This window comes from Sphingobium lactosutens DS20 (assembly GCF_000445105.1).
GTDB classification, from domain to species: domain Bacteria; phylum Pseudomonadota; class Alphaproteobacteria; order Sphingomonadales; family Sphingomonadaceae; genus Sphingobium; species Sphingobium lactosutens.
Genome location: NZ_ATDP01000091.1, coordinates 103,304 through 121,210, shown reverse-complemented (window position 1 = coordinate 121,210; position 17,907 = coordinate 103,304). Strand labels below are relative to the sequence as shown.

The window sequence follows — 17,907 nt, the reverse complement described above, 5'->3', positions numbered from 1 at the left end:
GCCCGACAGCGCGACTTGCCAGTGTCCAGCGCGTCATTTGGACGATATGAGGGGGCATGACGACGAAAAACATGATGGCCGCCGGCCTGATTCTGTTGGCGGGCTGCACGATGGAGAGGGAAGGGCTGGAACCGCCAAAGGCGCCCGGCGATGTGATCCGCTTCACGGCTGGTCGCTGTTTCGGCGCGTGCCCGACCTATACGGTGCAGGTGTCGCCCGATGGGTCCGGCCTGCTGGAGCCGGAACGCAACACATCCGTTCCCGGCGCGACCCGCTTCACTTTGTCCAGCGCGCAATATCGCCGGCTGGTCTCCACGCTTGCGCCGCATCGCCCCGCGACCGGCACGACGCAGCGCATCGCCCATGGGGAAAATTGCGATACCTTCGCCACCGACCTGCCGGCCTATAAGGTCGAGTGGAGTCGGCCTGGCCAGGACACGACGAAACTGGAATTCCAGTCGGGCTGCATGGACGCGCGCTATGGCAAGCTGCGCGTCGCTATCGCGTCCGTGCCCAAAATATTGGACGTGGAGCGCATGCTCAATCCGCGCGCGGTAACGCCGTGACGATCTTGAGCGGCGCGGCCGCCTCGCCTAAATAAGGACCATGTCGGTCATACCGGTTTCCGAATTGAATGATCGCGCGCGCGATGTTTTCCGCCTGGTGGTGGAAAGCTATCTCGGCACTGGCCTGCCCGTGGGATCGCGCACGATCAGCAAGATGGCGTCCTTGAGCCTGTCGCCCGCCTCCATCCGCAATGTCATGCAGGATTTGGAGGAATTGGGGCTGCTCGCCGCGCCCCATACATCGGCCGGTCGGATGCCCACCGAAACGGGCCTTCGCCTGTTCGTCGACGGCATGATGCAGGCGGCTGAACCCTCCATCGAGGAACGCCGCGCGATCGAGGCGGGCATCACGGAAAACGGCCCGATCGAAGAGGCCCTGTCCGCCGCCACCGCAACCTTGAGCGGCCTGTCCGCCTGCGCGGGCATCGTTATGGTGCCAAAGCGCGAGCCGGTGCTGCGCCAGTTCGGCTTCGTGCCGCTAAACGCCCGTCAGGCGCTCGCCGTGCTGGTCGGACAGGATGGGTCGGTCGAAAACCGCGTGCTCGACCTGCCCGATGGCGTCAGCCCGGTCATGCTCAACGAAGCGGCCAATTTCATGTCCGCGCGCTTTGCCGGGCTCACCCTGCGCGAAGCGGGCGATGCATTGCGGCGCGAGATGGAGGCGGATCGTGGCGCGCTCGATCGGGCGGCGCGCGATTTGGTGGAGCGCGGCATCGCCACCTGGTCGCATGACGCGGATGACCGTCCGGTACTGATCGTGCGAGGCCAGTCCCGCCTGATTGATGAAAGCACCGCCGCCGACCTGGAGCGTGCACGCCAATTGCTGGAGCAACTGGAAGGCAAGCAGGAAATTATGGACCTGCTGCGCGGCGCGCTGGCCGGCAGCGCGACCAAAATCTTCATCGGTTCGGAAAACAAGCTCTTTTCCCTGTCGGGGTCTTCCGTCATAGCCGCACCCTATCGTGGCGCGGATGGCCGGGTCGTCGGCGTGGTCGGCGTGATCGGCCCCACGCGCTTGAACTATGCGCGGGTGATCCCCATGGTGGACTTCACTGCACAGACGCTATCGAGATTGATGAGATGAGCGAAGATAATCAGAATTTGGAAAATACCGAAGTCGTCGATGCCCTGCCCGAAGACGGCGCGCCTGCCGGCGACGCAACGGCCGATCGCATCGCCGCGCTGGAAGCGGAGCTGGCGACCGCGAAGCAGGATATTCTCTACGCCCATGCCGACACGCAGAATGTGCGGCGCCGGCTCGAAAAGGAACTGGCCGACGCGCGCGCCTATGCCGCCACGGCCTTTGCCCGCGACATGCTGTCGGTGGCCGATAACCTGACCCGCGCCCTTGCGGCCATTCCCGCCGACCTGCGCGAGGATGAAAAGTTCAAGGGTCTGGTCGTCGGCCTGGAAGCGACTGGGCGCGAGCTTGAGAGCGTGTTCGGCCGCAATGGCATCACCAAATTGGAATCCGTGGGCCAGCCGCTCGATCCCAACAAGCATCAGGCGATGATGGAAGTCCCGTCTGCCGATGCGGAGCCTGGCACCATCCTCGTTGAAATGCAGGCGGGCTATATGATCAAGGATCGCCTGCTGCGCCCGGCTATGGTCAGCGTCGCCAAAAAGCCTGACTGACGCGATGGGTCTTCTGTTTCGCAGGTTAGGGGAGGCCCTTTTGTCGTCGGCGACTCAACCCGCCAGCTTGGGCCGAGGCGCTTCCGCCTCCATTATCCGATCGATCGCAGCGCGTTCGATACCCCAATGGGCCGGATCGACCTCCTCCAGGATTGCGTCGCGGGACAGGCTTTCGCCGATGACGACGATGTCCTTGTCGATCCATTCCTGGTCGCGAGTCGAATAGAAGGCGAGCACCTTGGGCCGCGATGCGCGCCGGCCATTGTCCAGCACTACCCCCAGCCGGTTCGATCGCAGCCGCACGACCATACCTACGGGAAAGGTGTCGATGCTCTGCATGAAGCGGAACATCAGGGCAGGGTCGAAATGCCCCTCCCAGTTCCGCATCCGGGTGATCGCCTCGACCGGGGTCCAAGCCTCCTTATAAATGCGATTGGATGTGAGCGCGTCATAGACGTCACAAATCGCGCCCATGCGCGCCGCCAAGCTGATCTGCGCGCCGGGCAGACGCGATGGATAGCCGGTCCCGTCCATCTTCTCATGATGATGACGGCATACGTCCTGCGCCAAGGCGGGCACGGCGCCGATCTCCTCCAGCAGCTGTGACCCGCGTTCGGCATGGGTCTGGATGATCGCGAACTCCTCAGCCGTCAGCCGGCCGGGCTTGTTCAGCACATCGGCTGGCACCAGCATCTTGCCGATGTCGTGCAACAGGCCGGCCGTGCCAAGGTCCGCGATGGCGGCCTCGTCCAGCTTCAGCTGCCTGCCGAGGTTAATCATCAACGCACATACGGCGACCGAATGGAGATAGGTGTATTCGTCCTTCGACTTGAGGCGCAGCACTTTTAGGAAAGCCTGGCGATTCTTCTCGATCATGTTGGTGACGTCCGCGACTACGGCCGTCACCGACGCGCATTGCACCGCCTTGCCGAGCCGCGCCGAATCGAAAATCTCGCGCATCACCTTTTTCGACCGATTCGTGACACGCGTCGCTTCGATCCGCGCCACTTCATGGCTGTCGTCCTGCCGCAACGGCGTAGCGCGCACGCGCTGCGGCGCTTTCGCTGGACGCTCAGGCACAGGTGCTGAGCCAGACCGGGGCGGGGCGGACGCTTGGCGCTCCTCCACATCGACGCCCCTGTCGGTGTCAATGATCAACTGCTCGATTTCGCTATCCAGTACGGTCGCCAGGTCCTCGTCATTCTCCAGCAGGAAACGCGCCCGCCAGAAGGGATGCTTGAACCAGGATCCTTTGAAACTGTGGATGAACATGCCGAGCCGCAGCTGGTCGCGCCGGATGGATTTGCGCATCAGCGACGGCTCCGATGCGAATTATGGTGCGCGAGGATAAATCTAATCAATGCGCGAACGGGTGGCGTATCCCACGCATCATCCGCCATCCATAGGGCTGCGCAAACAATCATCATCTCTCCCCCCTCCCTCTTATCTTGGCGCATGACCGATCAAAATTTCTTTAATGACCCAGCCAGAACGGCCTTTGCGCTGGCAAATTTGCAATGCAATCTTGACCATGACATGTATCGAGATATATCTTAGAATATCTGGAAACATGAAAGGTTCTTGATGCGTTTTCCAACATCCCACTCTCACCGCCGCCATCGCGGCGGTTTCAATCATCCTCGCGCAGCTGTCGCTTTCGCTGCTGGACTTAGCGCCGCGCGCGGCGGGTTCGGCGGCGACGCGTTTGGCCCTGATCCCTTCGGCGATGACAGCCCGCGCGGCGGCGGCCGTGGCGGCCGTGGCCGCCGCCTGTTCGACAATGACGCGCTGCGGCTGATCCTGCTCAAGCTGATCGCCGACGAACCGCGCCACGGTTATGAACTGATCCGTGCGATCGAGGCGCTGTCGGGCGAGGTCTATGCGCCCAGTCCTGGGGTCGTCTACCCGACGCTGACCCTGCTGTCCGACATGGAACTCATCGCGGAGCAACCGGGCGAGGGAAGCCGCAAGCGCTTCGCCATCACCGACGCTGGCCGCGCCAAGATCGCGGAAGATAGGGCTGCGCTGGATCGGGCGATGGAGCGGCTGGCCCATCTGGCTCGAAAGGCCGAGCGCGTCGACCCGGCGCCCGTTCGCCGCGCCATGCACAATCTGCGTTTTGCCATCCAGCAACGACTGGAAAAAGAAGGGGCCGACAACCAGACCATGTTCGATGTCGCCGCCCTGATCGACGAAGCCGCCAGCAAGATCGAAAGGCTCTGACCCATGACCATTACCGCAACCGTCCCCACCACCAACGCCAGCCGCTATCTTCAGCAACTGTGCAAACATTGGAGCCACAAGTTCGAGGTTCAGTTTGACGCGGACAAGGGCGATATCGCCTTTCCGATGGGATCGATCCACATGGAAGCGCAGCCCGAAGCGCTGCTCGTATCCCTGGCGCCCAATCCAGATGCCGATGTCGACCGCTTCAAGCAGGTCGTCGCCGATCATCTCGATCGTTTCGCCTTCCGCGAAGCGCCGCTACCTTTCAACTGGCAATAAAAACTGGGGCGGAGCGTTGCTCCGCCCCATGCCTCATCCCTTGGGAATGCGCCGCGCGCTCGCCAGATGATGGGCGTGGGTGATGGCGACGGCCAGCGCATCGGCTGCATCGGGTCCTGCGATTTTGGCGCCGGGCAACAGCCGTTGCACCATCGCATGGACCTGATCCTTGGATGCATTGCCTACGCCCACGACCGACTTCTTGACCAGCCGGGCGGCATATTCCCCCACCTCCATGCCCGATCGCGATGCGGCGAGCAGGACCACGCCGCGCGCCTGGCCCAGCTTCAATGTCGATTGCGGATTGACGTTGACGAACACTTCCTCGACCGCCGCGCCGTCGGGACGATGCTCCAGGATCAGGTCGGTCAGTGCCAGGTCAATCGCCAGCAATCGGGTCGCCAGCGCCATATCGGCATCGGTCTTGATCTGACCATTGCCGATATGGGTGAGGCGATTGCCGTCAGCCGCAATCAAGCCCCATCCCGTGGTGCCCAGGCCAGGATCAAGGCCGAGCAGAATCATGATGTCAGAAATGGTCGGATAAGGACGGTAGCCGGGCGTCTCAGCCCAGCTTCTCCATCACGTCATCCGACACTTCATAATTGCCCCAGACGGTCTGGACGTCATCATCATCTTCCAGCGTGTCGACCAGCTTCATCAGCGTGCCGGCATTGCTTTCATCGACTTCGACGGTGGTCGTCGGTCGCCAAGCGAGCTTGGCGCTGTCCGCTTCACCCAGCTTCGCTTCCAGCGCCTTGGCGACTTCATGCAGCGCGTCCATCGCGGTCCAGATTTCATGCTCGTCCTCGTTGGAGGACACATCATCCGCGCCCGCTTCCAGCGCGGCTTCGAACACCGCGTCGGCATCGCCTGCGCTCGCCGGATAGGTGATGAGGCCAAGCCGTTCGAAGCCATGGCTCACCGCGCCCGACGCGCCGAGATTGCCGCCATTTTTAGAAAAGGCGGTGCGGACGTTGGTCGCGGTGCGATTGCGATTGTCGGTCAGCGCTTCGACGATGATGGCGACGCCGCCGGGGCCATAGCCCTCGTAGCGCACTTCCTCGTAATTATCCGTGTCGCCGCCCGACGCCTTGTCGATCGCGCGCTGGATATTGTCCTTGGGCATGGACTGCGCCTTGGCGGCATTGACGGCCAGGCGAAGGCGCGGGTTCATGTCCGGGTCGGGCATGCCCATCTTGGCCGCGACGGTGATTTCGCGGCTCAGCTTGGAGAACATCGAGGACCGTTTCTTGTCCTGCGCGCCCTTGCGATGCATGATGTTCTTGAATTTGGAATGGCCGGCCACGGCCTTTCTCCCGATATTATCTGTGATCCAAGGCGCGCTCTCTAACGATTGCGCCCCGATCCTGCAATGTCGCAGGCGCTCGCGCCATCAAGCACCAACGCCAGTCGACACGTCATTCCATGCCGAGCGCGGCCAGATAGGTCTGCAGGATGGCTTCCATTTCCTGCCGATCGTGCGGCTGCATCTTCCGCAGGCGGACGATCTGGCGCATGATCTTGCCGTCATATCCGTTTGCCTTCGCCTCCAGATAGACATCCTTGATGTCGTCGCCGATGCCCTTCTTTTCCTCTTCCAGCCGCTCGATGCGCTCGATGAAAAGGCGTAGCTGGTCAGCGGCGACGTTGCCCTCGCTCATGGGGTTCTCCGTATGTGAGTGTGAATCGGCCGATAGAATCGGATTGGCGCCCGCCTCTAATGGGTGTCGGCGTTCTTCGCCACACTCTCCTGCATCTTTGCGATCTGGTCGGGCGTCGCTTCGACCTGATGCTGCGCCTTCCATTGGTCGAATGGCATGCCGTGAATGATCTCGCGCGCCTGATCGCGGGTCAGGTCGCCATGCGCCTGCGCCACCCAGTCGGCCAGGCAGTTGCGGCAGAAGCCTGCCGTCCCCATCAGGTCGATATTCTGGACGTCGGTCCGATGCTGCAAATGCGCCACCAGGCGACGGAAGGCGGTTGCGGCAACCGCATCGGTGAGTATGGTGTCGGCCATCGGCGATCCTTTCGCTGAAACTACATCATCCTGTCGTGCAGCACGGATAACCCATAACGACGCGCTGGCAAGGCCAAGGGTCAGGCCCGGCGCGATCATGACGGTCAGGAGAAGACATGACTAAGTTACCGCCCCGCTCGCGAAAGGTGCGCATTCTCGCGACCCTTGGCCCCGCGAGCGATACGCCCGAAATGATCCGGGCGCTGTTCGTCGCCGGGGCCGACGCCTTCCGCATCAATATGAGCCATGGCGCGCATGAGGATCATGCGGCCCGCATCGCCGCGATCCGCGCGCTGGAAAAGGAATTCAACCGGCCGACCACCATCCTGGGCGATCTTCAGGGGCCAAAGCTGCGCGTCGGCACCTTCGAAAAGGGGCTGGCGATCCTGGAAAAGGGCGCAGCCTTCGTCCTTGACCGGGATGAAACGCCCGGCGACGCGCTCCGCGTCAATCTGCCGCATCCCGAAATCTACGCGGCTTTGGTGCCCGAGACGCGGCTGCTGCTCGACGATGGCAAGCTGGTCCTGCGGGTGAAGGCGGTCAGCGACGATCGCATCGACACCATCGTCGAAGTCGGCGGCACCCTGTCTAACCGCAAGGGCGTCAATGTGCCCGACGTCGTCGTGCCGGTGCCCGCGCTGACGGACAAGGACCGCCGCGACCTCAGCTTCGCGGTGGAGCAAGGGTGCGACTGGATCGCGCTCAGCTTCGTGCAGCGGCCGGAGGATCTGGCCGAAGCGCGCAAACTGATGGGCGGTCATGGCGCGCTCATGGCCAAGATCGAAAAGCCCTCCGCCGTGCAGCGGCTGGAGGAGATTATCGAACTGGCCGATGGCGTGATGGTGGCGCGCGGCGACTTGGGCGTCGAATTGCCGCCGCAGGCCGTGCCGCCGCTGCAAAAGCAGATCGTCGCCACCGCGCGCACGCTGGGACGGCCGGTTGTCGTTGCGACCCAGATGCTCGAATCGATGATCAAGTCGCCATCGCCGACCCGCGCCGAAGTGTCCGACGTCGCCACCGCAGTCTATGATGGCGCAGACGCGATCATGTTGTCGGCCGAAACGGCGGCGGGCGACTGGCCGGTCGAAGCGGTGACGATGATGGACAGTATCGCCCATAGCGTCGAGCGCGATCCGGGCTATCTGGCGCGACTGCATTTCACCGAGACGCGGCCCGACCCGACGACGGCCGACGCGCTGGCGGAAGCGGCGAGCAGCATCGTGTCGGTCATGGGCGCGAGCGCCATCACCTGCTTCACCTCATCGGGCAGCACCGTGCGCCGGGTCGCACGCGAACGGCCATCGGCGTCCATCCTGGCGCTGACGCCGCGATCGGACACGGCGCGCAAGCTGGGCCTGACCTGGGGCGTCCACGCCGTCCGCACCAAGGATATCGGCAATTTCGAAGAGATGATCGGCAAGGCCCGGCGCATGGCGCTGCGCCATGGCATGTCGGAAAAAGGCGGCAAGATCGTCGTCCTGGCGGGCGTTCCATTTGGCACGCCGGGATCGACCAACGTCCTGCATGTCGCGGCCATTCGCGGCGACGAGCTTAAGGGGCGCGACGAATCGCCATCCTTCTGAGGCGCGGGGTTCGGCGAGAGGGAATCCCTCTTGCCGGGCCTGCCTTGCCATACGCTTTGCCTACGAGAAAAGGCGCCCGGTCATCGACCGGGCGCCTTTCATATTTGGCTACGCTGCTTCCCTGACGAAGCGGCGGTCGTCGTTCAGCCCTGGCGAGCCTTGAAACGACGGTTCGTCTTGTTGATGACATAGGTGCGGCCGCGACGACGGATCACGCGGTTATCCCGGTGGCGGCCCTTGAGCGACTTGAGCGAGTTGCGGATCTTCATGGCAGTCGGCCTTCGATGAATCTGGTTTCGGTCTGAATTTCGAAGCGCTGCCCCTATGGGTCGGAAGGCGCAAAGTCAAGCGCGATGCGCCCATTTTTACCCCTGTTCATCGTTCATGCAGCAACTTGGTGGCTTCACGCGTTGAGAAGGAATTATGTCCGTCGCGCCGTGTGTCCGGCAAATGCCTGTTGGAGTGAAGTCATGTCGAAGCGTCCCCTGATCGCCGTCATCCTGGCCCTGCCACTCGCAGCCTGCGCGACCGTACCGCCAGTGGAGGTGACGCGTTTCCACATCGACAGTCCGGCGCGATCCGGCACGATCGCTGTCGAGGAAATGCCCGGCAATCCCGACGTCAGCCTGGAATTTCGGACCTATGCCGCGTCGGTGCAGCAGCAGTTCGCGCAGGTCGGATTTTCGCCCGTTTCGGCCGGTGCCAGCAGCGAATATGTCGCGCTCGTCAACTTTCGCCGCAGCTTCCGGCCGGGCGGCATAGATCGCAGCGGCAAGCCTGTGTCGGTTGGCGTCGGCGGCGGAATCGGCAGCGGCGGCTACTCCGGCCTGGGGCTCGGCGTGGGCATCAACCTGTCCGGCAAACCCAAGGATATTGTGACGACCGAATTGCAGGTGCAATTGCGTCGGCGTTCCGATTCGACAACCATCTGGGAAGGGCGCGCCTATACCGAAGGCAAACAGGGATCGCCCGAATCGCAGCCCGCCGCCGCCGCGCAGAAGCTCGCCAGTGCGTTGATCAGGGGCTATCCCGGTGAATCCGGTCGCACTATAACGGTCAAATGAGCATCAGCATTTCCAGCGCTTTCGATAGCAGCAACATTCGCGTCCTTTCCATCACCGACACAGCGTCAGGCCCCCGCGCCGAACTGGAGATTGTCACCGATCACCAGAGCGATTTCTACCAATGGTTTCATTTCCGCCTAGCCAATGCGGCCGGGCAGGATGTGGAACTGGCCATCGTCAATGGCGCGCGGTCGGCCTATCCCGATGGCTGGCCCGGCTATTGCGCCAGGGTCAGCGAAGATCGCGAAAACTGGTTTCTTGCCGACACCAGCTACGCCGACGGCACGCTCACCATCCGTCTGACGCCCGATAGCAATGCCGTGTGGATAGCCTATTTCGCGCCCTATTCGATGGAGCGCCATCATGACCTGATCGCCTGGGCGGCGGGGCAGCCGGGCGTCGTTCATCGTGAATTGGGTCTGACGCTGGACGGGCAACCGATGGATATGCTGACGCTGGGCGATGGTCCCAGGCAGGTTTGGCTTTATGCCCGTCAGCATCCGGGTGAAACCATGGCGCAATGGTGGATGGAAGGCGCACTGGAGCGATTGTGCGACGAAGAAGACGCCGTCGCGCGCCTGTTGCGGCAGAAGGCGACGATCCATCTCGTCCCCAACATGAATCCCGACGGCAGCCGGCGCGGGCATCTGCGCACCAATGCGGCGGGCGTCAACCTCAACCGCGAATGGCACGAGCCCAGCGCGGAGCGAAGCCCGGAGGTGTTGCTGGTGCGCAACGCCATGGATGAAAGCGGCGTCCATTTCGCGATGGATGTCCATGGCGACGAGGCGATACCCGCCGTTTTCATCGCGGGCTTTGACGGCATTCCCTCCATCACCGAGCGCCAGTCGCAGCTCTATCATCGCTACCGTGACACGCTGGCGCAGCGCACGCCCGATTTTCAGACGCGGCTAGGCTATCCGGTGGCCGGTGCGGGCAAGGCCAATCTGTCCATGTCCACCAATCAGGTGGCCGAACGGTTCGGGGCGGTGGCCATGACGCTGGAAATGCCCTTCAAGGATAATGACGACCTGCCCGACGCCGATTATGGCTGGTCGCCGGCCCGGTCGATGCAATTGGCCAAGGATTGCCTGGCGGTGCTGGCGGAGATGATCGACGATCTGTGACGGCTGCGCGTTGGCGCGTCAGCCGAACAGCTCGGACAGGAAATTCGTCATCGCCTGGAAGCTCCGCCGGTCTGCGGCGGGGCTATAGGCCAGGCCTTTGTCCGGCATGTTAGCCGATTCGTCGGTGAAGGCATGCCCGGTGTGGCCATAAGCATGGATCTGCCAGTCGCATCCGGCTTGCGTCAGTTCACGGGCAAGCCCCACAGTTGCATCGGGCGGGGCGATCGGATCGTCCCAGCCATGGCAGACGAGCAGTTTTGCGCTGATGGCGGCATTGGGGAAGGGCGGCGGGTCATAGACGCCATGGAAGCTGACCCCGCCCGCAATGTCCGCGCCGCTGCGCGCCAGGTCGAGGACGCACAGGCCGCCAAAGCAGAAGCCGATCGCCGCCGTCCGGCCCGCGTCCACCACGTCCAGACCCTTGAGCACCATATGTGCCGCATTGAGCCTGTTGCGCAGCAGGGCGCGGTCGGCGCGCAGCGCATTCATGTAGCGAGCCGCATCCGGCTCGGCCCGGGTCGTGCGCTTGCCCTGTCCATACAGGTCGACCACCAGCAGGCTGTAGCCAAGCTCCGCCAGTTTCTGCGCATAGGCGACATCCGCTTCCTTGGTGCCGAGCACATTGGGGAAGAGCAGAATGCCCGGGCGCGGACCGGCCTTGGCATCGGCGACGACCATATGCTCGAACGGCTCTCCGTCGATCTGATGAACCAGCGGTTCGCGCAGGATGGTCATGATCGTCTCCTTGAGGGTCTAAATGCTGCCAAAACCGGGGGCTTCGCCGCGCGCGTTCGCTCGCAGTCGTTGCGGCCTCTTCCAGCCGATACGGGGCCGTTTGCGCAGCCGCAATGTCGGCCAGTCGCCACGGTCGCTGCGTTCAGCGAGGCGCATGCCCTGCGCGCGATAGGCCGCCAGGACAGCATCAGCCTGGCCGTTCAGCAGCCCTGCCAGAACGATCGTGCCGCCATCCTCGACCAGGGCGCACAAGGACGGCGCGAGTTCGATTAGCGGACCGGCCAGGATGTTAGCGATCAGCAGGTCATAGGGCGCGCGGCCGATGATCGCGGCATGATCCGCCCCGGCCGCCGTCACCAGCGCCAATTGCCCGGCGCCGCTGCCCAGCATGACGCCATTGGCATGGGCATTGTCGGCGCTGATTTCCACCGCGACCGGATCGATATCCGAAGCGATGGCATGGGCGCGCGGCCAGAGGTTCAGCGCGGCGAAGGCAAGCAGCCCCGTGCCGGTGCCGATGTCGGCGACGTTGCGGTATCGCATGCCCACGCGCCGCATCCGGTCCAGCATGGCGAGGCATCCGGCGGTGGTTTCATGCTGGCCGGTGCCAAAGGCGCGGCTGGCCTCGATCAGCAGATTGACATGGCCCGGTGCTTCCGGATCGCTGGCCAGATTGCGGACGTGGAAGCGGCCGGCGGTGACGGCCTCCAGTCCCTGCTGGCTGATCGTCACCCATTCCTCATCGGGCAGCTGCTCTATCGCCGGCTTGGTCCGGCTGGCGCTGGGCACCAGCGTCTTCAGCAGCTTGACGGCGGCGGCGCTGGGCTTGCCTTCGAAATAGGCGTCCAGCTGCCACTGATCCTCGTCGTCGGGGCTGGCCTCGCTGGTCATCAGCACCGGCGGGCGGTCCATCAGGGCGAAGGCGGCGATGTCGCCGTCCAGTGCCTCGGCTTCGGCGCGGGTGCAGGGCAGGGTGACTTTCCAGCTTTGCCCGGCTGGCGCGGCGACGGCATCATTCATGCCGCCGGCCTTACTCCAGCAGGGCAAGCAGGGGAAGCGTCAGGCGACCTGCCGCCCAAAGTCGGACGACGCATTGCGCAGCCCGGCCAATTTGCCCTCCACGCTCATGAAGCCGCGTTCCAGCTGGTCGATTTCCGAGGCGACGATTTCCGTATCCTGGCGGATCGCGGAAATGGTGCTGGACATGGAGTCGGCGGCGAGCGCGGTTTCATCGACCGCAGCGGTGATCATCGTCACCGTCTGCGCCTGCGCGTCCATGGCGTGACGGATGCGATCGGCGCTGGCCTGAACCTCGCCGACCGTGTCGCGGATACGCTCGTTGGTTTCGACCGACTGGCGCGCCGAATTCTGGATGTCGGCGATCTTGCTCGCGATCTCGTCGGTCGCGCGCGCGGTCTGGTTGGCGAGGCTCTTGACCTCCTGCGCCACGACCGCAAAACCGCGCCCGGCGTCCCCGGCGCGCGCCGCTTCGATGGTGGCGTTGAGCGCCAGGAGGTTGGTCTGGCCGGCGATGTCGCGGATGAGGCCCAGGATCGATTCGATCGACTTGGCATGTTCCGACAAAGTGGCCGACATGCTGACCGCGTCGCCCGATTGCTGTGCGGCGCGCTGCGCCACGTCCGCGGCGCCCTCGACTTCCGTACGTGCGTCCTCGATCGCGCGGATGAGGCCAGCGGAAGTGCGCGCGGCTTCGCGCATCGCCAGCGCCGATTGTTCGGCGGCGGCGGCGACTTCCGACGCCTTGCCGAGCATGCCACGGGTCGCGGCCGATGCATCCTTGGCCTGTTCGCGCAGCGATTCGCCCAGCTTCGTCGCGCCGTCGATTTCCCCCATGATCCGCTGTTCGAACAACAGGCCATAGCGTTGCCGTTCGGATTTCTGCGCTTCGGCCTGATCATTGGCCAGCACATTGCTCATGACGCCCGAATCGAGCATCGCAATCTGCAACATCGCCCGGTGCAACCGGCGCGCGCGCCCCGGATCGTCGGCGCACCGCTCCCACAGCAGATCCAGGATGGTTTCGTTGGCGCTGGCGACTGCGGTGATGACCGCCCGGACCGACACGTCATGCTTGCGCGCATGGCGCACGCAGTTGGCGGCCGATCGCGCCCAGTCGCCCTGCCGAAAATGCAGCAGCTTCTGTTCGACATAGTGCCGCGCCTCGGTCCGGATCCGCTCCACGATCGCGCTGCCCAGTCGCTGATCCAGCCCGGTGTCGCGCATGTAGGAGGTGAAAAAGGCCTCACCGACCTTGGGTATGTCCGCCTCGATCAGCTGGCCGATTTCCTGCGCGGCGCGCGCCACGTCACCGCTGGCGTCGATTTCCGCCATCAGTTCGGGGTTCAGGGTAGCAGCAGATACGGTCGACGGCATGGATGAGTGCCCTTGCTGGTCTGGTGAAGGATGAACTGGCATCACCCTTAGCTGCCTTTGGTTAATCACTTCTTATGACAGACCGCCCCCAAAGTGCAGGCTTTCCCGCGCTGGCGCGGCTTGCCCTTGTCGCACTTCGCTCTTAAGGGGACGGGACTCGAGCACAAGATCAGGGACAAGGGTAGACATGGCGCGAACCACCAGCCGGCCGCTCTCGCCGCATTTGACGATCTGGAAATGGGGCCCGCACATGGCCGTTTCCATCATGCACCGCGTGACGGGCAATGGCCTGGCCACGGTCGGCGCGCTGGGCCTGGTCTGGTGGCTGATGGCCGCCGCGATCGGCCCGGAAGCCTATGCGACCTTCGTCAATTGCGCGACATCGCCCATCGGCTATCTGGTGATGATCGGGCTTAGCTGGTTCTTCTTTCAGCATCTTTGCTCCGGCTTGCGCCATTTCGTCCTCGACATGGGGGCGGGTTATGAGCTGCGCACCAACAAGAGCTGGTCGATCGGCGTTTTCCTGGCTGGCGCGGTCCTGACCATCCTCTTCTGGTCCTATATCTTCTTTGGAAAGGCGTTCTGATGGGCACGGGCACTGGTATCGGCCGCGTTCGCGGTCTCGGCTCCGCCAAGGAAGGCGCACATCACTGGCTGGCGCAGCGCTATACCGCCGTCGGCAATCTGCTGCTGGTGCTGTGGCTGCTGTTCAGCCTTATCAGCCTGCCGGGCCTGGATTATGACAGCGTGGTCGGCTGGATCGCCAACCCGCTGGTCGCGGTGCCGATGATGCTGATGCTGGTCAGCATTTTCTGGCACCTGCGCCTGGGCATGCAGGTGATGCTGGAGGATTATGTCCATGACAAGGGCCTCAATTTCCTCTGCATCCTGCTCCTCAACTTCTATGCCATTGGCGGCGCGGCCGCCGGCATCTTCGCGATCGCCAAGATCGCCTTCACGGGGACTGCCGAATAATGACCGAAGCCTACAAGATCATCGATCACACCTATGACACTGTGGTGGTCGGCGCGGGCGGTTCGGGCCTGCGCGCCACCATGGGCAGCGCCGAAGCGGGCCTGAAGACCGCCTGCATCACCAAGCTGTTCCCGACCCGCAGCCACACGGTCGCGGCGCAGGGCGGCATCGCTGCGAGCCTTGGCAACAACAGCCCGGACCACTGGACCTGGCACATGTACGACACCGTCAAGGGGTCGGACTGGCTGGGCGACCAGGACGCGATCGAATATATGGTGCGCGAAGCGCCTGCCGCGGTCATCGAGCTGGAACACGCCGGCGTGCCGTTCAGCCGCAACGAGAATGGGACGATCTACCAGCGTCCCTTCGGCGGTCACATGCAGAATATGGGCGAAGGCCCGCCGGTGCAGCGCACCTGCGCCGCGGCCGACCGCACCGGCCACGCGATGCTGCACGCGCTGTATCAGCAGTCGCTGAAATATGACGCGGATTTCTACATCGAATATTTCGCCATCGACCTGATCATGGAAAATGGAGAATGCCGGGGCGTCATCGCCATCTGCATGGAGGATGGCTCCATCCACCGCTTCCGCGCCCATGCGGTCGTGCTGGCGACGGGCGGCTATGGCCGCGCCTATTTCTCGGCCACGTCGGCGCATAGCTGCACCGGCGACGGCGGCGGCATGGTGCTGCGCGCCGGCCTGCCGCTCCAGGATCTGGAATTCGTGCAGTTCCACCCGACCGGCATCTATGGCGCGGGCGTGCTCATCACCGAAGGCGCGCGCGGCGAGGGCGGCTACCTCACCAACAGCGAAGGCGAGCGTTTCATGGAACGCTATGCCCCGTCGGCCAAGGATCTGGCGAGCCGCGACGTCGTGTCGCGCTCCATGGCGATGGAAATGCGCGAAGGGCGCGGCGTTGGTCCCAACAAGGACCATATCTTCCTGCACCTCGATCATATCGATCCCAAGGTGCTGGCCGAACGCCTGCCCGGCATTACCGAGAGCGGCAAGATCTTCGCGGGCGTCGACCTCACCCGCCAGCCGCTGCCGGTGACGCCGACCGTCCACTACAATATGGGCGGCATTCCGTGTAACTATCATGGGCAGGTGGTGACGAAGGTCGGCGACGATCCCGAAGTCGTCGTGCCGGGCCTCTATGCCGTGGGCGAAGCGGCCTGCGTATCGGTGCATGGCGCGAACCGCCTTGGCTCCAACAGCCTCATTGACCTTGTCGTGTTCGGCCGCGCAACCGGCCTGCACCTCAAGGACACATTGAAGCCCAATGGCAGCCACAAGCCGCTGCCCAAGGATGCGGCCGATCTGGCTTTGTCGCGCCTCGACACATATCGCAATGCCAAGGGCGGATCGCCCACTGCCGCGATCCGTCTGGAAATGCAGCACACCATGCAGAAGCATGCCGCCGTGTTCCGCGACAATGAATTGCTGGCCGAGGGCGTCCAGAAGATGGCGCAGGTCAACAAGCGGATGGAGGACGTGTCCGTCGCCGACCGCTCGCTGATCTGGAACACCGACCTCATCGAGACGCTGGAACTCGACAATCTGATGTCGTCGGCGGTCTGCACCATGGTCAGCGCGGAAAACCGCAAGGAAAGCCGTGGCGCGCATGCGCATGAGGATTTCCCCAACCGCGACGATGAAAACTGGATGAAGCACACGATCAGCTGGTTCGACGGCTGGGGCGGCAAGGGCGGCAAGGTCAGCCTCGATTATCGTCCGGTCCACGACTATACGCTCACCGACGAAGCGGACTATATCAAGCCCAAGGCGCGGGTTTACTAAAGACCGCGAAGACAGGTTGAAGGAAAAGGGCGGGCCGGCGGGTCCGCCCTTTTTGTTTGGGGGAAGCGCCGACCGGTTGATCCGGGCGGCGCTCTTGCCTTGTCGCCGCAAGCGGGGAACGCGCGCCGATCCCAAACGTCCATGCCGGGAAGGCGCCACAGGGCGGAAGGGACCGGCATGGACGAAACCGACAGCAAATGGATGCAACGCGCGATCGACCTTGCGCGCAGCAAGGGTAGTTCGCCGCAGGACACGCCGATCGCTGCGATCATCGTGCTCGACGGCGCGGTGCTGGCGCAGGGCGTCAACGAAACCGAGGAACGGTGCGATGCGACCGCGCATGCCGAAATGATGGCCTTCCGCGCGGCGGGGCAGGTCCATGGCGACATGGATTTGCGCGGGGCGACGCTCTATTCGACGCTCCAGCCGTGCGGCATGTGCACCATGGCGTCGATCTGGACCAAGATTGGCCGCATCGTCTATGGCGCCGGGCGCGACGATGTCCACGCCATGTATTTCGAGGACCGCCACCTCGACACGATGGACTTCATCGCCGACGCCTGGCGCGACGACCTGACGCTGGAGGGCGGGTGCCTGAAAGACGCGTGCGCGTCGCTCTATTTCGGTCCCGACGATGACGTGCCTGAGGAGCTTCAGGGCAATATCTGATCGGCGCGCCGCGAGACGGGTGCGAAGTTCACAGTGTCGTCGGGCCTTTTCGGCCCGAAGCGACCATGACGCGACCACCAAGCGCCTGCGAGGCGACCAGGAAGCGACACGTCCAACAGGGCGTTGGTGTAGGGGATTGACGGGTGGAATGGGCTGCGGGCGCATCGCCAAGGATGAAGCGGAAAAGACGGGAATAGGACAGATATTTGCCGGGAGACGGGTGGCTGTGGGTCCGTCCGGTATCGACCAAGAGCGACGGTCAAATCCTCCCCTGCAAGGGGAGGGGGACCACGAAGTGGGTGGAGGGGTGTCACCCTGTCGAGAGCGGGACACCCCTCCGTCTGGCCTACGGCCAGCCACCTCCCCTTACAGGGGAGGATGGTCTGGAAGGGACCATTTTTGGACGGTGAACCAAGCGTTATGGGTTCCCAGCTTTAGACGTTGTTATCGCGCTTCTGGCGGCTCAATCGCAGAAATATAAAAACTGCATATGCGATAATGCAAAAATCCAAAATTGCTAAGGCTGCATGTGCCGCCAAATAGGGTCGATGAACGTGACCTAAAAACATATCAAAATAGCTTTGTGAAAAGAAAATTCTAAGAGCGTATTCATTAATAAGATAAAACGGGAACGTAAAATTGAATAGAAATCCGGATCCATAATAACTTGTTGCGGTCAATGACTTCCACAGGCCAAAACCGACTAGGGCGGCATATAAGCCAACAAGCGCGAGTAATGTCTTCTTCATTTCGCCATCGACCATTGAATTCCGATGACTGTAGGGTAGATTTGATCCAATTCAAAACAAAAGTTACCTGTCCGCTTCCCACC

General features: G+C 63.2%; 22 protein-coding genes. 12 read left to right on the top strand and 10 right to left on the bottom strand.

What is annotated here, in order from left to right; translation table 11 throughout:
• The first annotated feature begins 56 nt into the window (after nt 1–56).
• From RLDS_RS41795 to grpE, 3 genes are read left to right on the top strand one after another with little or no spacing between them, the layout of a single operon-like run.
• Nucleotides 57–566 carry a DUF6438 domain-containing protein gene (locus RLDS_RS41795; protein ID WP_021226382.1) on the top strand — a complete coding sequence of 170 codons (510 nt, stop codon included), beginning with the start codon at nt 57–59 and terminating at the stop codon, nt 564–566.
• A gap of 40 nt (nt 567–606) precedes the next feature.
• Nucleotides 607–1,650 (top strand): heat-inducible transcriptional repressor HrcA, encoded by a 1,044-nt coding sequence (hrcA, locus tag RLDS_RS41790; protein WP_021226381.1) that lies wholly within the window; start codon nt 607–609, stop codon nt 1,648–1,650.
• Nucleotides 1,647–2,201 carry a nucleotide exchange factor GrpE gene (grpE, locus tag RLDS_RS41785; protein ID WP_021226380.1) on the top strand — a complete coding sequence of 185 codons (555 nt, stop codon included), beginning with the start codon at nt 1,647–1,649 and terminating at the stop codon, nt 2,199–2,201. Before hrcA ends, grpE begins: the two co-directional genes overlap by 4 nt.
• Nucleotides 2,202–2,255: 54 nt before the next feature.
• Here grpE and RLDS_RS41780 read toward each other — a convergent pair whose 3' ends face one another.
• Entirely contained in the window at nt 2,256–3,512 is a 1,257-nt protein-coding gene (locus tag RLDS_RS41780) for an HD-GYP domain-containing protein (RefSeq protein WP_021226379.1), read from the bottom strand.
• A gap of 273 nt (nt 3,513–3,785) precedes the next feature.
• On the opposite strand from RLDS_RS41780, the gene RLDS_RS41775 reads away from it, so the two are divergent.
• The gene (locus RLDS_RS41775) at nt 3,786–4,424 is read left to right on the top strand and encodes a PadR family transcriptional regulator (protein ID WP_021226378.1); all 639 of its coding nucleotides are present in this window, start codon (nt 3,786–3,788) and stop codon (nt 4,422–4,424) included.
• Nucleotides 4,425–4,427: 3 nt separating this feature from the next.
• Nucleotides 4,428–4,706: a DUF2218 domain-containing protein gene (locus RLDS_RS41770; protein WP_021226377.1), complete on the top strand. Its 279-nt coding sequence runs from the start codon at nt 4,428–4,430 to the stop codon at nt 4,704–4,706.
• 33 nt (nt 4,707–4,739) lie between these two features.
• On the opposite strand, the gene ruvC is transcribed toward RLDS_RS41770, so the two are convergent.
• From ruvC to RLDS_RS41750, 4 genes are all read right to left on the bottom strand, one after another.
• Complete coding sequence (gene ruvC, locus RLDS_RS41765) at nt 4,740–5,231, bottom strand: crossover junction endodeoxyribonuclease RuvC (RefSeq protein ID WP_021226376.1); 492 nt, start codon at nt 5,229–5,231, stop codon at nt 4,740–4,742.
• 40 nt (nt 5,232–5,271) lie between these two features.
• Entirely contained in the window at nt 5,272–6,015 is a 744-nt protein-coding gene (locus tag RLDS_RS41760) for a YebC/PmpR family DNA-binding transcriptional regulator (protein WP_021226375.1), read from the bottom strand.
• Between the two features lie 112 nt (nt 6,016–6,127).
• The gene (locus RLDS_RS41755) at nt 6,128–6,370 is read right to left on the bottom strand and encodes a DUF2312 domain-containing protein (protein ID WP_009822273.1); all 243 of its coding nucleotides are present in this window, start codon (nt 6,368–6,370) and stop codon (nt 6,128–6,130) included.
• A 56-nt stretch (nt 6,371–6,426) separates the two neighbouring features.
• Nucleotides 6,427–6,726, bottom strand: coding sequence for a DUF1244 domain-containing protein (locus RLDS_RS41750; protein ID WP_021226374.1), 300 nt, complete (start codon nt 6,724–6,726; stop codon nt 6,427–6,429).
• 116 nt (nt 6,727–6,842) lie between these two features.
• On the opposite strand from RLDS_RS41750, the gene pyk reads away from it, so the two are divergent.
• Nucleotides 6,843–8,309 carry a pyruvate kinase gene (gene pyk / locus RLDS_RS41745; RefSeq protein WP_021226373.1) on the top strand — a complete coding sequence of 489 codons (1,467 nt, stop codon included), beginning with the start codon at nt 6,843–6,845 and terminating at the stop codon, nt 8,307–8,309.
• A gap of 143 nt (nt 8,310–8,452) precedes the next feature.
• On the opposite strand, the gene ykgO is transcribed toward pyk, so the two are convergent.
• Complete coding sequence (gene ykgO, locus RLDS_RS41740) at nt 8,453–8,578, bottom strand: type B 50S ribosomal protein L36 (RefSeq protein ID WP_004210176.1); 126 nt, start codon at nt 8,576–8,578, stop codon at nt 8,453–8,455.
• A gap of 201 nt (nt 8,579–8,779) precedes the next feature.
• On the opposite strand from ykgO, the gene RLDS_RS41735 reads away from it, so the two are divergent.
• Together RLDS_RS41735 and RLDS_RS41730 are read left to right on the top strand one after the other, a co-directional pair.
• A complete protein-coding gene (locus RLDS_RS41735; protein WP_021226372.1) occupies nt 8,780–9,373 on the top strand; it encodes a hypothetical protein in 594 nt (197 codons plus the stop codon).
• Nucleotides 9,370–10,500 (top strand): M14 family metallopeptidase, encoded by a 1,131-nt coding sequence (locus tag RLDS_RS41730; RefSeq protein ID WP_021226371.1) that lies wholly within the window; start codon nt 9,370–9,372, stop codon nt 10,498–10,500. The genes RLDS_RS41735 and RLDS_RS41730 overlap by 4 nt, the downstream gene beginning before the upstream one ends.
• A gap of 18 nt (nt 10,501–10,518) precedes the next feature.
• Here RLDS_RS41730 and RLDS_RS41725 read toward each other — a convergent pair whose 3' ends face one another.
• Genes RLDS_RS41725 through RLDS_RS41715 form a run of 3 tightly spaced genes read right to left on the bottom strand, consistent with a single transcriptional unit; the run spans nt 10,519 to nt 13,629 of the window.
• Nucleotides 10,519–11,235 (bottom strand): dienelactone hydrolase family protein, encoded by a 717-nt coding sequence (locus RLDS_RS41725; protein ID WP_021226370.1) that lies wholly within the window; start codon nt 11,233–11,235, stop codon nt 10,519–10,521.
• Between the two features lie 18 nt (nt 11,236–11,253).
• Complete coding sequence (locus RLDS_RS41720) at nt 11,254–12,255, bottom strand: 50S ribosomal protein L11 methyltransferase (protein WP_021226369.1); 1,002 nt, start codon at nt 12,253–12,255, stop codon at nt 11,254–11,256.
• Nucleotides 12,256–12,294: 39 nt separating this feature from the next.
• On the bottom strand, nt 12,295–13,629 hold the full coding sequence (locus RLDS_RS41715) for a methyl-accepting chemotaxis protein (protein ID WP_031298271.1): 1,335 nt from the start codon (nt 13,627–13,629) through the stop codon (nt 12,295–12,297).
• A 187-nt stretch (nt 13,630–13,816) separates the two neighbouring features.
• Here RLDS_RS41715 and sdhC point away from each other — a divergent pair, with 187 nt between their 5' ends.
• The 4 genes from sdhC to RLDS_RS41695 all read left to right on the top strand — a co-directional run bounded on the left by sdhC (nt 13,817) and on the right by RLDS_RS41695 (nt 17,075).
• Nucleotides 13,817–14,215, top strand: coding sequence for a succinate dehydrogenase, cytochrome b556 subunit (gene sdhC / locus RLDS_RS41710; protein WP_021226367.1), 399 nt, complete (start codon nt 13,817–13,819; stop codon nt 14,213–14,215).
• Complete coding sequence (gene sdhD / locus RLDS_RS41705) at nt 14,215–14,604, top strand: succinate dehydrogenase, hydrophobic membrane anchor protein (RefSeq protein ID WP_021226366.1); 390 nt, start codon at nt 14,215–14,217, stop codon at nt 14,602–14,604. The genes sdhC and sdhD overlap by 1 nt, the downstream gene beginning before the upstream one ends.
• Entirely contained in the window at nt 14,604–16,406 is a 1,803-nt protein-coding gene (sdhA, locus tag RLDS_RS41700; RefSeq protein WP_021226365.1) for a succinate dehydrogenase flavoprotein subunit, read from the top strand. Before sdhD ends, sdhA begins: the two co-directional genes overlap by 1 nt.
• Nucleotides 16,407–16,583: 177 nt before the next feature.
• On the top strand, nt 16,584–17,075 hold the full coding sequence (locus RLDS_RS41695) for a nucleoside deaminase (protein ID WP_021226364.1): 492 nt from the start codon (nt 16,584–16,586) through the stop codon (nt 17,073–17,075).
• 434 nt (nt 17,076–17,509) lie between these two features.
• Here RLDS_RS41695 and RLDS_RS56005 read toward each other — a convergent pair whose 3' ends face one another.
• Nucleotides 17,510–17,839 carry a hypothetical protein gene (locus tag RLDS_RS56005; RefSeq protein WP_152528054.1) on the bottom strand — a complete coding sequence of 110 codons (330 nt, stop codon included), beginning with the start codon at nt 17,837–17,839 and terminating at the stop codon, nt 17,510–17,512.
• Between the last annotated feature and the right edge of the window lie 68 nt (nt 17,840–17,907).